Raw genomic sequence first — 15,030 nt, 5'->3', positions numbered from 1 at the left:
ATGTGCGATTGCGGCGGGCTGTTTTGCACACACGGTGCCGTGACGCTTCGGGCCCTAGCGCTCGCCCGTGCCAACTCCGTTCATCCGGCCCACATTCCGGTATATCGAAGCAACGTCACGCAATATTCTCTTGATTTAATTCATCTCCAATAGAAAATCATCAAGAAGAGAAACGAATAAATCACGTCGCCAGAGTGCATATAATCCGCAAACCGCATTTTAACGGACCAACCTGACGCAAACCGTGCGCCATCCCACCGATACGGCGATCGCGACGCTACACACAAAAAATCGACCAAACCCTTATCCATCAAGGCGCTCAGTTCGATTCATCACACAAACAAAAAATACCAAACGAAAACAGCATTAATGCCGCATTTGTAAGCTTCCCGACAATCGGCCACCCTCCCGGTCAATAGACTCCGCTCATCCTCGGTGTAACGAATCGCGATTGGCACGGCCACAGCCGCTGCACACCCATTCACGCCATTCCCCGCCGCGGATTGCGATTTCACTGCGCCGCGGTGAAAACCACATCAAAACAAGAGAGAGGGGCTTGTCGTGAATCATTCATTTCGATCGATATGGAGCGAGACCACCGGCTGCTGGGTCGCGGCTGCGGAAACGGCACGGGCGCGCGGCAAGCGTTCGGGCCGCCCGTCGGGAACGAGCCGCCGCGCCGCGCACGCGGCACCGCACCGGACATCGCTTCGCGTCGCGGCAGTCGGCGCCGCGCTGGCCGCGCTGTCGGCCGGCTCCGCGTACGCGTCGACGTGCGGCAGCGGCGCGGCCGTCGCGAGCAACGGCACCTGCGCGCTCGACAGCTTCAGCCCGACCGTCAACGACAACCTCGTCGGCGCCACGACCGTGTCGGGCGGCGACCGGGTCAGCCTGACGGGCGCGTGGACCGGTGCAACCGGCGACATGGGCTACACGCAGGTGCCGCTCGGCAGCACGTCCGTCGTGTCGGGCAACCCGAATCAGCCGTTGCTGACGCTCGGCGGCAAGACGCAAAGCGTCGGCACTCCCGACTCGATCACGGGCGGCCGCACGTCAGTCGCCACCTACGATTCGTCCGCTTTCACCCCGTCGAATGCAGGCTCGACCATCGTGCCGGTCTACCACGACGTGAACGGCAACCAGTACGTGAACACGCGGATCGGCACGGTCGCGAACTCGGGCGGCACGCTCGACGTATCGATCGGCAACCCGGCAAACGCACCCGCGGCGGCAGGCAATGCGATCACGATCGCGGCCAAGCAGACCGACCTCACCTACGCGGACGGCACCGGCTCGGCACCGAGCGTCATCAACTGGAATTCGCGCAACCAGATCTGGTTCATCACCGGCGACTATCTCGCGAGCGGCGGCCCCGTCGGCAGCATCCAGCTCGACGTGCCAGCCTACGCGGGCACCTTCACCGCGTTCGACGGCAGCACGTGGACCGTCACCGACGCCGCGTCGCTTGCCGCGTACAACGACTTCCTCGTGCGCTCGGTCCGGAACGGCGCGCTCGGCTCGCAGGCCGCCTACGACAACGCGTTCGGCCAGGCCGTAACGCTCTCCCCGCAGACCTTCGAGTACGCGAACAACGTGTCGCCCGGCGACAAGAACGCGTTGCCCAGAAACTATCCGACCGCGATGCACGGCACCGGCGCGAACGCGACGCTGCACATCGGCAAAGACGGTCAGATCGACTTCCGCGGCGCCAACACGATCGACGCGAGCGCTGCCGTCGTCGCAGAGAACGGCGCGCACTTCGTCAACGACGGGCGCCTGTCGGGCGACTTCACGCTGGTGCGCCTACTGAGCGGCGCGAGCGGCGTCAACAACGGCTCGATTTCCTCCGGCTATACGGCCGGCGACAACGTCAGCACGAGCGGCGCCGTTCCGCCCGACAACTTCGGCCTCAACACGTACGTCGAAGGCAGCGGCGTGTACGCGAACGGCGCAGGCACCACGTTCGTCAACAACGGCGTGATGAACGTCGGCGCCTGGGATCTCATCCGCAACCGGCTCGACCTGCAGAACTATGCGGTGGCCGCGACCGACGGCGCGACCGCATCGAACGCGGGCACGATCAACGTGGGCGTCAACACGACGACGCTCGACAGCCAGGTGATCGGCGGCCTCGTCGCCGGCGGCAGCTTCACGAACGAAGCCGGCGGCACGATCTACCTCGGCCGGGCGGCCCAGTACGACGCCGGCGCGCCGGAAGCCGCGAACGACGTCGCGCTGTCCGCGCACGCGTACGGCATCCTGCTCGGCGCATCGGGTACCGCGAGCAACCTCGGCACGATCGTGATCGGTTCGCAGACACAGAACGGCGCCGCGCTGGCGAGCATCGGCTCGTCGTCCGGCACGCTGAGCAACGCGGGCGCGATCGTCGTCAACGGCGCGGCGTCCGGCACGCCGCTCGCCAACGTCGGCATGCTCGCGGCCAACACGGCCGCGACCGTGACCAATACCGGCACCATCACGCTGAATGGCGTCAACGGCATCGGCATCATGGTCGTCGGGACCGGCACGAGCGCGACGGCTGCAACCTCGACCGGCACGATCAACGTGGCCGGCGGCCTCGATCCCGCCTCGGGCACGCGCAACTACGGCGTGTGGGCCGAAGGGCCGCGCGCGAAGGCCACGCTCGACGGCGCGCTCAACCTGACGGGCACCGGCGCGATCGGCGTGCACGCGCGTTCGGGCGCGACGATCGACGTCGGCGCCAATGCGGTGCCCGCCTTCATGTCGGGCACGAACCAGATCGGCTTCTACGCCTATGGCGCGGGCTCGCAGATCAACGTCGCCGCGCAGCACCTCCGCGTCGACACCGACGATTCGACGCTGTTCCGGGTCGCGGGCGGTGCGGCCTACACGGGCGCGTCGACGGCCGGCGCGCTGACGACCGACGTCAACGGCCAGCGCGCACGCGGCGTGCTCGCAACCGACGCCGGCACCGTGCTGTCGACCGGCAACGCGATCTACAACGTCAACGGCACGAACGGCATCGCGATCGCAGTCGAAGGCGGCGCGCAAGGCACGATCGACGCGGGCGCGACGATCAACCTGAACGCGGCCGGCGCGATCGCCGGCGTCGTCGACGGCCAGGCGCACGACCTCGCCGGCGCCAATGCCGGCGCACCGGTCGCGACGACGCTCACCAACAGCGCCGCCGTCACGTCATCGACTGCCGGCGTGACGGGCTTCGTCGCGCAACGCCTCGGCACGCTCGAGAACCGCAACACGGTACTGCTGACGGGCGCCGGCTCGACGGGCGTCGTGATCGGCACGCTCGGCACGGTGAACAACGCGTCGACGATCCGCGTCTCCGACGGCACCGGCGCGCTCGTCCAGGGTGCGTCGGCGACGCTCGCCAACGCGGGGTCGATCGAAGCCGACGACGGCATCGCGGGCGTACACCTGACGGGTGCCGGCGCATCGGTCGCGCTGTCGGGCGCCGGCACCGTGATCGCGAACGGCAGCGCCGACGGCGTGCTGATCGACTCGACCGTGACGGGCGGCGGGCTCGCGGCCGGCGCGACGTCGATCGCGGTCGGCGGCTCGGGCAAGGGGATCGACAACCAGGGGACGAACGCGACGGTCGCGTTGTCCGGCACGCAGATCGGCACGACCGGCGGCGGCGCCGACGGCCTGTCGTCAACGGGCGCCGGCGCACGCATCGCGACCGATGCGGCGACCGTCGTCCGGACCACCGGCGACAACGCGCGCGGCTTCTTCGTGTCGGGTGTCGATTCGACGCTGACGGCCAACGGTACGACCGTCGCGACGACCGGCGCGGGTTCGGCCGCGATCGTGACGAGTGGCGGCGCGACCGCGCTGCTGTCGGGCGCGAAGATCAGCGCAGCCGGCACGGCGGCCGACGGCCTTGTCGCGCAGAACGGCGGCCGCATCGGCGATACCGGCTCGTCGATCGCCAGCGCCGCCGGCAACGGCGCAACCGCCGACAGCGGCGGCGTGCTCGCGTTGACCGGCACGACACTCAAGGGCGCGACGGCCGGCGTGCTGGCGTCGGATACGCTCGCCAACGGCGCGACGAGCTCGGTGCTCGTCGACGGCGGCAGCGTCACGTCCGCCACCGGGCCGGCCTTCGCCGTGCGCGGCGGCACGGCCGACATCGCCGTGCGCAACGGCACGGTCGTGACGGCCGGCAACGGCACACTGCTCGACCTGTCGAACGGCAGCCACGCCAGCTTCACCGCGTCGGCCGTGAACCTGACCGGCAACGTCGTCTCCGACGCATCGAGCATCGGCAACGTGTTCCTCGCGAACGGCACGACGCTGACCGGCACGATCGATCCGGTCGCCTTGACCGTCGACGGCAGCAGCACCTGGCGCATGACGGGCAGCTCCGTGCTGAGCAGCCTGAACAACGCGGGCCTGGTCGCGTTCGCCGCACCGACCGGTTCGCCGACGCTCGCGGGCAGCTACAAGACGCTGACGACCGGCAGCTACGTCGGCAACGGCGGCACGATCGCGCTCAACACGTTCCTCGGCGCCGACGCATCGCCGACCGATCGGGTGATCGTGAACGGCGGCGCCGCGAGCGGCACGACGGGCCTGAAGATCGCCAACACGGCCGGCACCGGCGCGCAGACGATGGGCGACGGGATTCCGGTGGTCGTCACGGCCAACGGCGGCACGACCACCGCATCGGCATTCCAGCTCGCGGGGCCCGTGCAGGCGGGCGCGTACGAATACCGGCTGTATCGCGGCGGGCAAGGCGACGCGAACAGCTGGTACCTGCGGTCGCAGCTCGATCCGTCGGACCCCGGCGACCCGATCCACCCGTCCGGTGGCGGCGACGGTAACGGCAACGGGAATGGCAACGGCGGCACGCTCGCGTATCGCCCCGGTGTCGCCGGCTATGCGCTCACACCGCTGTTGAACGCCGACTACGGCTTCTCGACCCTCGGCAAGCTGCACGAGCGCGTCGGCGACATCTACAACCTCGGCAAGCAGCAGCCCGGCAATCGCGACGGCGTGTGGGGGCGCATCGGCGGCCAGAGCCTCGACGCGAACGCAGGCCGCTTCGCGGCCGACGCGCGCACGTTCTTCGCGCAGTTCGGCAAGGACTGGACGCTCGACCAGGCGCCGAACGGCGGCGGCAGCACGCACGCGGGCGTGACGGCCAGCATCGGCGTGTCGAACGCGAGCTTCAGCGACATGGCGCGCGCCGACACGGCCAACCTGTCGACGTCGACGGGCTCGGTCGAGATGCACGCGCAGAGCGTCGGCGGCTACTGGACGAAGTACCTGTCCGACGGCACGTACTTCGACAGCGTCGGGCAGGTCACGCACTACGGCAACCGCTATCGCGACAGCTACGGCAACGAGGCGTCGCAGAACGGCTTCGGTGTCGCACTGTCGCAGGAAGTCGGCAAGCCGTTCGCGATCGGCGCGCTGCCGGTTGCGGTCGAGCCGCAGGCGCAGCTGATGGTTCAGTACCTGAAGCTGAACGGGTTCAACGACAACGTCTCGGCGGTTTCGGGCACGACGACGAACGCGCTGCGCGGCCGCGTCGGCGTGCGCATCTTCCGGCCGAACCTCCAGTCGGATTCAGGCGGCGGTGCCGCGACGCCGTACTTCACGGCCGACGTGCTGCACGACTTCCTGTCGCCGGGCCAGACCGTCGTCGGCGGCACCCCGTTCGCGACGCATCTCGGCCGCACGTGGTACGAGCTCGGCGTCGGCGTGACCGCCGGCTTCGGCAAGTCGGGCGAGCTGTATGCGAACGCGAAGATCGCACGCAACATCGGCGGCGACTACCGGCGCGGCATCGTCGGGCAGGTCGGCTACCGCTACAGCTGGTAACGCCCGCTGGCGGCGGACGAAAAAAAACCGCCCGGCGCTTGGCCGGGCGGTTTTCGCAGCGACGCACATGCAGCGCCGACGCGCGCGAACGCTCAGTGCAGGATCTTCGCGAGGAAGTCCTTCGCGCGTTCCGATTTCGGATTCGAGAAGAAATCGTCCTTGCGGTCGTCCTCGACGATCGCACCCTTGTCCATGAAGATCACGCGATGGGCCACCTTCTTCGCGAAGCCCATCTCGTGCGTGACGACCATCATCGTCATCCCTTCCTGCGCGAGTTCGACCATCACGTCGAGCACTTCGTTGATCATCTCGGGGTCGAGCGCGGACGTCGGCTCGTCGAACAGCATCGCGATCGGATCCATCGACAGCGCGCGCGCGATCGCGACCCGCTGCTGCTGGCCGCCCGACAGCTGGCCCGGGAACTTGTGCGCATGCGCCTTCAGGCCGACGCGATCGAGCAGCTTCATGCCCTTCTCGTTCGCCTCGTCCTTGCCGCGGCCGAGCACCTTGACCTGCGCGAGCGTCAGGTTCTCGGTGATCGACAGGTGCGGGAACAGCTCGAAATGCTGGAACACCATCCCGACCTTCGAGCGCAGCTTCGACAGGTTCGTCTTCTTGTCGCCGACCGACTGGCCGTTCACGAGGATCTCGCCCTGCTGGAACGGCTCGAGGCCGTTCACGGTCTTGATCAGCGTGGATTTACCCGAGCCCGACGGGCCGCACACGACGACCACTTCGCCTTTCTTGACCTCGGTCGTGCAGTCGGTGAGGACCTGAAACTGGCCGTACCACTTCGAAACGTTCTTGATGGAAATCATCTTGTGACCTTTTTCTGGAGACCCTTGACGAGAGCAGACGCCAACGAGCAAATCACGAAATAGCATGCGCCGGCGAACAGGACCATCTCGACGGTCGTGCCGTCGCGATCGCCGATGTTGGCCGCCGTGCGGAAGAAGTCCGCGAGGCTGATCACGTACACGAGCGACGTATCCTGGAACAGGACGATCGCCTGCGTGAGCAGCAGCGGCACCATCGCGCGGAACGCCTGCGGCAGGATCACGAGGCGCATCGCCTGCGCGTAGTTCATGCCGAGCGCAAACGCGGCGTTCGCCTGGCCGCGCGGCACCGCCTGGATGCCGGCGCGGATGATCTCGGAATAATACGCGGCTTCGAACAGCGAGAACGCAACCATCGCCGATGCGAGACGGATGTCGATCGTCGGCGACAACCCGAGCACGCCCTGCAGCAGCTGCGGCACGATCAGGAAGAACCACAGCAGCACCATCACGAGCGGGATCGAGCGGAACACCGTCACGTAGCCCTGCGCGAACCACGCGAGCGGCTTGACGCCCGACAGCCGCATCAGCGCCAGCAGCGTGCCCCAGACGATCCCGACCACGATCGCGATCAGCGTGATCTGCAACGTGACGATCGCCCCCGTCCACAGCGTCGGCAGCGCGCCGGGAATACTACTCCAGTCGAACTGATGCATCACTTGCCTCCGATATAGCCGGGCAGCCGCGTGCGGCCTTCGATCCAGCGCATGAACGCCATCACGACGAGGTTGATGATCACGTACGCGAGCGTGACCGCGATGAACGATTCATACGTCTGCGCGGTGTAGTCGACGAGCTGTCGCGCCTGCGCGGACAGGTCGAGCAGGCCGATCGTTGACGCGACGGCGGAGTTCTTGAAGATGTTCAGGAATTCCGACGTGAGCGGCGGCACGATGATCCGGTACGCAACGGGCAGCAGCACGTAGCGGTACGTCTGCCATTGCGTGAAGCCCATCGCGAGGCCGGCGGCGCGCTGGCCCTTCGGCAGCGCGTTGATCCCGGAGCGCACCTGTTCGCACACGCGCGCGCCCGTGAACAGGCCGAGACAGATGATCGACGCGGTAAAGAACTGCGTGGTGGGCGGCAACTGCTTGATCCAGGTGCCGATCGACGCGGGCAGCAGCTCGGGTATCACGAGATACCAGACGAAGAACTGCACGATCAGCGGAATGTTCCGGAAGATCGACACGTACAGGGTGCCGATCGCGGACAGCCACTTGTTCGGCACGGTACGCAGCACGCCGAACAGCGAACCGACGATCAGCGCGATGACCCAGGCGACGAGCGACACTTCGATCGTCACCCAGAAGCCGGACATCAGCCATCCGAAATAAGTCGTCGGCTCGCCGGTCGACACGGGGCTCAGGAAGATGCCCCAGTTCCAGTGGTAAGACATGGGCAAGACTCCAGCAAAAAGAGACGGAAGAAGCGGGGCCTCTTCCGTCTCATTAGCGTCATTTCTGCATCAACGGCCGTGCGGTCAGTCGAGCGCCTTGTCGTTCGGGTTCGCGTACAGCTTCTTCATCGAATCGGACAGCGGGAAGTTCAGGTTCAGCCCCTTCGGCGGGATCGGGTTCTCGAACCACTTCGCGTAGATCTTCGCGGCTTCGCCCGACTTCTCGACTTGCGAGATCGCGTCGTCGACGACCTTCTTGAAGTCCGCATCGCCCTTGCGCATCATGCAGCCGTACGCTTCTTCCGATTGCGGCGTGCCGACGATCACCCAGTCGCCCGGCTTCTTCGCCTTCGCGCGCTCGCCCGCGAGCAGCGCGTCATCCATCATGAACGCGACCGCGCGGCCCGATTCCAGCGTATTGAACGAATCGCCGTGATCCTTCGCGCTGATGATGTTCATGCCCATCTGCTTTTCGTTGTTCATCTTGCGCAGCAGGCGCTCGGACGTCGTGCCGGCGGTGGTCACGACCGTCTTGCCCTTCAGGTCGGCGAAATCCTTGATGCCCGAATCGTTCTTCGTCATCAGGCGCGTGCCGATCACGAAGATCGTGTCGGAGAACGCGGCCTGCTGCTGGCGTTCGGCGTTGTTGGTCGTCGAGCCGCACTCGATATCGACCGTGCCGTTCTGCACCAGCGGAATGCGGTTCTGCGACGTGACCGGGATGTTCTTCACCTGCAGGTTCGGCAGGTTCAGCTTCTTCTTCACCGCGTCGACCACCTTCATCTGGAATTCGCGCGAATAGCCGACCACCTGCTGCTTTTCGTCATAGTAGGAGAACGGGATCGACGATTCGCGGTGCCCCAGCGCGATCACGCCCGTGTCCTTGATCTTCTTCAGCGTGCCCGTCTCCTGAGCATGCGCGCCACTTGCGAACGCGCAAAGCGCCGCGAACATCAGGACTGCCTTTTGGTATTTCATTTTGGTCATCTCCTTGGCTAAAACCCGCGCCAGTGTATCAAAGTAATATTTTTGAAAGTACTGGTTGTTTACCGCACTACGAATCGTGCTGCGCGAAGCCTTCCTCCCGGCTTCGGCCCCCTTCCGGCGCCTGAATGCGCGCGCGGGCGGTACCGGATTCGGCACCGCCCGCGAGGGTTCATGCACGCAACCGGATGGATTGCGTCATGGATTGATCGTAGTCAACCGATCTGAAATCGGCAACCGCCGATCAGGGATACAGGCCACGCATTTCGCGTGCCATCAGGATGCGCTTGCACGCAACGATGAACGCCGCCGTACGCACCGACACCTTGTGCTCTTCCGCGACTGCCCACACGCCGGAGAACGCTTCGCGCATCACGCGCTCGAGACGGTGGTTGATCTCGTCTTCCGTCCAGAAGAAGCTCGAGAAATCCTGCACCCATTCGAAGTACGACACGGTCACGCCGCCTGCGTTCGCGATCACGTCCGGGATCACGAGCACGCCGTTCGCCGTCAGGATGTCGTCCGCCGCCGTCGTCGTCGGGCCGTTCGCGCCTTCGACGATGATCTTCGTGCGGATCTTCGCTGCATTCTTCTCGGTGATCTGGTTTTCCAGTGCCGCCGGGATCAGGATGTCGGTTTCGACCGTCCAGAACTCGTCGTTCGGCATCGGCTCCGAACCTTCGAAGCCCGCGACGCCGCCCGTGCGGGCAACGTGGTCGAGCAGCTTGTTCGAATCGAGGCCAGCCGGCTGGTAGATCGTGCCCGTGTGATCCTGCACCGCGATCACCTTCGAGCCCGCTTCCTGGAACAGCTTCGCCGCGATGCCGCCGACGTTGCCGAAGCCCTGCACTGCAATGCGTGCGCCTTCGATTTCCAGGCCCTTCTTCTTCGCCGCTTCGCAGCCGACGACGAACACGCCGCGGCCCGTTGCTTCCTTGCGGCCGAGCGAACCACCCAGCGCGATCGGCTTGCCGGTCACGACGCCGGTCGACGTCTGGCCCTGGTTCATCGAGTAGGTGTCCATCATCCACGCCATCACCTGTTCGTTGGTGTTGACGTCCGGCGCCGGAATGTCGGTGTTCGGGCCGATGATGATGCCGATTTCGCTGGTGTAGCGGCGCGTCACGCGCTCGAGCTCACCACGCGACAGCTTGCGCGGGTCGACGCGGATACCGCCCTTCGCGCCGCCGTACGGCACGTTCACGGCCGCGTTCTTGACCGACATCCATGCGGACAGTGCCATCACTTCCGACAGCGTCACGTCCTGGTGGTAACGCACACCGCCCTTGCCCGGGCCGCGCGACACGTTGTGCTGCACGCGATAGCCTTCGAAGTGCGCGACGGTACCGTTGTCGAGTTCGATCGGCACATCGACGACCAGGATGCGCTTCGGGCGCTTCAGCGTTTCGAGCCAGCGCGACAGCGAGCCGAGGTACGGCGCGACGCGATCGACTTGCTGAAGATAGTTGCCCCACGGGCCGAGATCGTCGGCGTGCAGGTAGGACGGGATGGACTGCAATTGCGAAGACATGGATGCTCCAACGGTCAACAGGTGCGCACATTGTCGAAAAACCCGTTTTTTTTATCCAATGCCGTTTGCTTATTCGATTATGCGTTTCTTGCATGATCGCGATTTTTCGCAAATCTGCGGTCGATTTGCGCAAGAACGCACGCGATCGCTCGTGCATCGCGTGCGTGAAAAATCGTGTTTCCTGGATACGTGATGGCCGCCGGACAGCCGTCCGACAGGCACCGCAAGCTCGACGACAGCCGGCCGACGGTTAACCGCCGACGGTTAACCCGCGGTTTCGCGCAGTTCGTCGCGCACGACGTCCCACAGCGCACGCACGAGCTTCTGCCGCGGATCGTCGCCCTGCAGCGCGAGCTTGTCGCAGTACAGGCGGATCTCCATCGTCAACGTGAACGGGTACGCGCCGCCGCGCACCGACCGGTCGAGCCGGATCAGGCGGCCGCCGGCGACCGCATCCTCGACCGCGCTGTGCGGCAGGAACGCGATGCCGTGGCCCGCGAGCGCCATCGCCTTCAGCCCTTCGGCCATGTCGGTTTCATAGACGCGATCGAGGAACAGCGGCGTCGATGCATTCGCGACGATCACCTCCGTCATCCGGCCGAGATACGCGTTCGGCGTATATGACAGGTACGGCACGCGCGCGTCGGCCGTGCCGGGCAGCGTATAGCGCGGCCGCCCCGCGCGGCCCGGCGCCGAGAACGGGCTGATCGGCTCGCTGCCGAGGATCAGCATGTCGTAGCGCGCCGGGTCGAGCGCGACCGGATGGCTCGGGTGGTGGTAGCCCATCACGAGATCGCAGCCGCCCTCGACGAGCGACAGCACCGCGTCGTGCACGTTCAGCGCGCGCAGCCGCGTGTGGACCTGGCCCATCTTCGCCTCGATCCGCTGCAGCCAGCGCGGGAAATACGTGAGCGACAGCGTGTGCGGCACCGCGAACTCGATCGTCGGCACCGGCGCGCCGACGTGGCCGCGCAGCAGCGTGCGCGCCTCGTGCGCCTGCGACAGCATCGTCAGCGCCTGTTCGTAGAAGATCTGCCCGGCCTGCGTGAGCCGCGTCGGATAGACCGAACGATCGATCAGTTCGGTCGCGAGCCATGCCTCGAGCGCCTGGATGCGCCGCGAAAACGCCGGCTGCGACACGTGCCGCAGTTCGGCGGACCGGCTAAAGCTGCGCGTCTCCGCGAGCGAGACGAAGTCTTCGAGCCATTTCAGTTCCATGCAGGCGGGCGCGGCGGGCGGCGGTCGGGAAGAAGCCTGCATTCTACCGGCGGGCGGCCCCGGCCGGCGGCGCGGCGAGCGGCGCGGCGCCCCGCCGCCAACGGGCGCCGGCACTGTGTCCGCATGCGGCGGCGCCCGTCGGCCACGCTCAGCCGGGATCGTCCCGCGCCGATGGTAAAATGCCGGATTCTCCTTCCCCTCGCTCGACCCGGCCCCAAGGCCCGCCCGATCATGTCCGACACTCGTCCCGATACGCTTTTCGCCCTCACCGCGCTTTCGCCCATCGACGGCCGCTACGCCAGCAAGACCGAAGCGCTGCGCGACTGGCTCTCCGAAGCCGCCTTCATGCGCCACCGCGTCACCGTCGAGGTGCACTGGCTGATCGCGCTGTCGCGCGCCGGCTTCGCGGAAGTCCCGCGCTTCTCCGACGCATCCGAACAATTCCTGCTGCAGCTCGCCGAGCGCTTCACCGCGCACGACGCGGCCCGCATCAAGGACATCGAGCGCGTGACGAACCACGACGTGAAGGCCGTCGAATACTGGCTGAAGGAATCGGTGAAGGGCCAGGAAGAACTCGAAAAGGCCAGCGAATTCATCCACTTCGCGTGCACGTCGGAAGACATCAACAACACGTCGCACGGGATGATGCTCGCCGGCGCGCGCGAGCACGTGATCCTGCCGGCGCTGCGCACGGTCTACCAGCGCCTCGTCGCACTCGCGCACGCGCACGCCGAGCAGCCGATGCTGTCGCGCACGCACGGCCAGCCGGCCAGCCCGACGACACTCGGCAAGGAACTCGCGAACGTCGCGGCCCGCCTCGCCCGCGCGATCACACGCATCGAGAAGGTCGAGATCCTCGGCAAGATGAACGGCGCGGTCGGCAACTTCAACGCACATCTGTCCGCCTATCCGGAATTCGACTGGGAAGCGTTCTCGCGCGACGTGATCGAGAACCGCCTGAAGCTCACGTTCAACCCGTACACGATCCAGATCGAACCGCACGACTACATGGCCGAGCTGTTCGACGCGGTCGCGCGCGCGAACACGATCCTGCTCGACCTCGACCGCGACGTGTGGGGCTACATCTCGGTCGGCTACTTCAAGCAGAAGACGAAGGCCGGTGAAATCGGCTCGTCGACGATGCCGCACAAGGTCAACCCGATCGACTTCGAGAACTCGGAAGGCAACCTCGGCCTCGCGAACGCGACGCTGCGCCACCTCGCCGACAAGCTGCCGGTGTCGCGCTGGCAGCGCGACCTGACCGACTCGACGGTGCTGCGCAACATGGGCGTCGCGCTCGGCTACTCGCTGCTCGCATACGACTCGCTGATCCGCGGCCTCGACAAGCTCGAAGTGAACCCGCAGCGCCTGAACGAAGACCTCGACAACTGCTGGGAAGTGCTGGCCGAGCCGGTGCAGACGGTGATGCGCCGCTACGGCATCGAGAACCCGTACGAGCAGCTGAAGGAACTGACGCGCGGCAAGGGCATCACGCGCGAAGCGCTGCAGGAATTCGTCGGCACGCTCGCGATCCCGCAGGACGCGAAAGATCTTCTGCTCGCGATGACGCCTGCGTCGTACATCGGCAAGGCCGTCGAACTGGCGAAGCGGATCGCGTAAGCGCTACCGTCTCCGCAGATAAACAAGCCCGATGCGAGCAATCGCATCGGGCTTTTTGCTGTGCGGCCGATCAGAACGAGATCATCTTGCCCGGATTGAGCGCGCTCATCACGCTCATCGCCGCCTTCGCGGCCGGGATCGCGATCGGCGACAGCTGGCGGCCGAGCGGAATCGCGCGATGGTCGATGCCGGTCAGCATCGAGAAGTCGTCGTTGCGGCCGACGAAATCGTCACAGATCGCCTTGCCGATCCGCACCGTCTGCGCGACGCCGTGGCCGCTCCAGCCCTGCACCATGTACATCGGCACGCGGCCGTCGGTCTTGCGGCTGTCGGTCGCGCCGTTCAGCGTGAAGTCGCTGACGCCGCTCCAGCAGTAGTCGAGCGCAAACTGGCCGTCGTGCTGCGGGAACACCGTGTTCAGCCGCGTCAGCAGATACGCGTTCACGTCCGGCTGCGCCCAGCAGGTGCCGGTGCCCTGCCCGCCGAACAACAGGCGGTTGCCGCGTACCGGCCGGTAGTAGTCGATCTGGAACTGCGTGTCGTACACGGGCATGCCGGCCGGCATCAAGGTCGCGACGTCGACGCCGAGCGGCGCCGTCACGCTCACGTAGGTAAAGAACGGCACGGTCGTCGCGGCGCCGTCGTCGAGCAGCCGGAACGTCGTGTTGTGCAGCGCGAGCACGACGCCCTTGCGTGCGGTGATCGTGCCGCCCGGCGTCGTCGCGACGACACCCTCCGGCGTTTCGTCGAGTTCGAGCACCTCGGTGCCCTCGAACAGCGCGCCGCCGTTCAGCCGGAAGCCGTGCACGAGGCCGCGCACCAGCGCGAGCGGATGGATCTGTCCGCCGATCGCGTCGATCGCCGCGCCGTGGTAGAGCCCCGAGCGCACGTATTCGTCATGCAGCTGGTGGCGGCCGACCAGCGTCACGCCCGCGTCGCCGAGATGGCGGCGCGCATCCGCGCCGTCGAGCAGCGCGCTCATGTGGCCCGGGTGGACCGCGGCCGTCACGTGGCCACGCTTGCGGTCGAGCTCGAGCGCGTAGCGTGCGCCGATCGCATCGATCAGGTCCATCGATTCGGTCGATGCGAAGCGCCACAGCCGCTTTGCGTCGTCGTGCGACAGGTGATCGATCATGTCGGCGGCTTCCCAGCGCGCGAGGCCGGGCGTGAGCTGCCCGCCGTTGCGGCCCGATGCGGCCGAGCCGACGTGGTGCTTGTCGACGAGGATGGTATCGACGCCCGCTTCCGCGAGATGCAGCGCGGCCGATGCGCCGAGCAGGCCCGCGCCGATCACGAGCACGTCGCAGACCACGTCGTGCGCGAGCGGCGCGCTGTTCGCGTGGCGCGACAGCGACGCTTCGTACCAGTTCGCCGGGCGCTCGCCGTCGTAGCGGGCCGGGTCGCACCAGTTCCAGTTGTCTTTTTCGATGTTCAGTTGCGTTTGTTCGAAACGCGATTCGCCCTGGATCAGGGGTTGATGGTTGAAAGTCATGATTGCACTTGCATGGTCTTGGGCCGCCTGTCGAAGAGCCTTCTGGCTTCGCGGGTGGGGCAGCCGGTTCCACATGGGTGTCAACGAGATAAAGGGGCGCGATGGCCCGTGTTGACGGCGGACA

At 66.4% G+C, this 15,030-nt stretch carries 9 protein-coding genes; 2 read left to right on the top strand and 7 right to left on the bottom strand.

All coding sequences use genetic code 11. The features are described 5' to 3' along the window. Window positions 1-561: 561 nt before the first annotated feature. Window positions 562-5,829, top strand: a complete 5,268-nt coding sequence (locus ACN8ZM_RS03215) for an autotransporter outer membrane beta-barrel domain-containing protein (RefSeq protein WP_420210539.1) — start codon at window positions 562-564, stop codon at window positions 5,827-5,829. A 92-nt stretch (window positions 5,830-5,921) separates the two neighbouring features. On the opposite strand, the gene ACN8ZM_RS03210 is transcribed toward ACN8ZM_RS03215, so the two are convergent. From ACN8ZM_RS03210 to ACN8ZM_RS03185, 6 genes are all read right to left on the bottom strand, one after another. Further along, window positions 5,922-6,647, bottom strand: a complete 726-nt coding sequence (locus tag ACN8ZM_RS03210) for an amino acid ABC transporter ATP-binding protein (protein WP_011350949.1) — start codon at window positions 6,645-6,647, stop codon at window positions 5,922-5,924. Beyond that, window positions 6,644-7,321 carry a glutamate/aspartate ABC transporter permease GltK gene (gene gltK, locus ACN8ZM_RS03205; protein ID WP_043191232.1) on the bottom strand — a complete coding sequence of 226 codons (678 nt, stop codon included), beginning with the start codon at window positions 7,319-7,321 and terminating at the stop codon, window positions 6,644-6,646. Before gltK ends, ACN8ZM_RS03210 begins: the two co-directional genes overlap by 4 nt. Beyond that, window positions 7,321-8,061, bottom strand: a complete 741-nt coding sequence (locus ACN8ZM_RS03200) for an amino acid ABC transporter permease (RefSeq protein WP_043191234.1) — start codon at window positions 8,059-8,061, stop codon at window positions 7,321-7,323. Before ACN8ZM_RS03200 ends, gltK begins: the two co-directional genes overlap by 1 nt. Before the next feature lie 84 nt (window positions 8,062-8,145). Further along, the gene (locus ACN8ZM_RS03195) at window positions 8,146-9,039 is read right to left on the bottom strand and encodes a glutamate/aspartate ABC transporter substrate-binding protein (RefSeq protein WP_043191236.1); all 894 of its coding nucleotides are present in this window, start codon (window positions 9,037-9,039) and stop codon (window positions 8,146-8,148) included. A 250-nt stretch (window positions 9,040-9,289) separates the two neighbouring features. Further along, entirely contained in the window at window positions 9,290-10,576 is a 1,287-nt protein-coding gene (locus tag ACN8ZM_RS03190; RefSeq protein ID WP_043191239.1) for a Glu/Leu/Phe/Val family dehydrogenase, read from the bottom strand. Window positions 10,577-10,840: 264 nt separating this feature from the next. Next, complete coding sequence (locus tag ACN8ZM_RS03185; protein WP_039361477.1) at window positions 10,841-11,794, bottom strand: LysR substrate-binding domain-containing protein; 954 nt, start codon at window positions 11,792-11,794, stop codon at window positions 10,841-10,843. Between the two features lie 231 nt (window positions 11,795-12,025). On the opposite strand from ACN8ZM_RS03185, the gene purB reads away from it, so the two are divergent. After that, the gene (gene purB, locus ACN8ZM_RS03180) at window positions 12,026-13,414 is read left to right on the top strand and encodes an adenylosuccinate lyase (protein WP_043191242.1); all 1,389 of its coding nucleotides are present in this window, start codon (window positions 12,026-12,028) and stop codon (window positions 13,412-13,414) included. Between the two features lie 70 nt (window positions 13,415-13,484). Here the strand turns inward: purB and ACN8ZM_RS03175 are convergent, their stop codons facing one another. Next, on the bottom strand, window positions 13,485-14,906 hold the full coding sequence (locus ACN8ZM_RS03175; protein WP_420210538.1) for an NAD(P)/FAD-dependent oxidoreductase: 1,422 nt from the start codon (window positions 14,904-14,906) through the stop codon (window positions 13,485-13,487). Between the last annotated feature and the right edge of the window lie 124 nt (window positions 14,907-15,030).

The organism is Burkholderia aenigmatica, from assembly GCF_048627025.1.
Classification (GTDB): Bacteria; Pseudomonadota; Gammaproteobacteria; order Burkholderiales; family Burkholderiaceae; genus Burkholderia; species Burkholderia aenigmatica.
The sequence above is the reverse complement of the archived record's forward strand: the minus strand, read 5'-3'. Positions and strand labels throughout refer to the sequence as shown.

Coding starts and splice junctions, on each gene's coding strand:
- ACN8ZM_RS03195 (WP_043191236.1), bottom strand. CDS start 9,039: ATGAAATACCAAAAGGCAGTCCTGATGTTCGCGGCGCTTTGCGCGTTC.
- gltK (WP_043191232.1), bottom strand. CDS start 7,321: ATGCATCAGTTCGACTGGAGTAGTATTCCCGGCGCGCTGCCGACGCTG.
- ACN8ZM_RS03200 (WP_043191234.1), bottom strand. CDS start 8,061: ATGTCTTACCACTGGAACTGGGGCATCTTCCTGAGCCCCGTGTCGACC.
- ACN8ZM_RS03210 (WP_011350949.1), bottom strand. CDS start 6,647: ATGATTTCCATCAAGAACGTTTCGAAGTGGTACGGCCAGTTTCAGGTC.
- purB (WP_043191242.1), top strand. CDS start 12,026: ATGTCCGACACTCGTCCCGATACGCTTTTCGCCCTCACCGCGCTTTCG.
- ACN8ZM_RS03185 (WP_039361477.1), bottom strand. CDS start 11,794: ATGGAACTGAAATGGCTCGAAGACTTCGTCTCGCTCGCGGAGACGCGC.
- ACN8ZM_RS03175 (WP_420210538.1), bottom strand. CDS start 14,906: ATGACTTTCAACCATCAACCCCTGATCCAGGGCGAATCGCGTTTCGAA.
- ACN8ZM_RS03190 (WP_043191239.1), bottom strand. CDS start 10,576: ATGTCTTCGCAATTGCAGTCCATCCCGTCCTACCTGCACGCCGACGAT.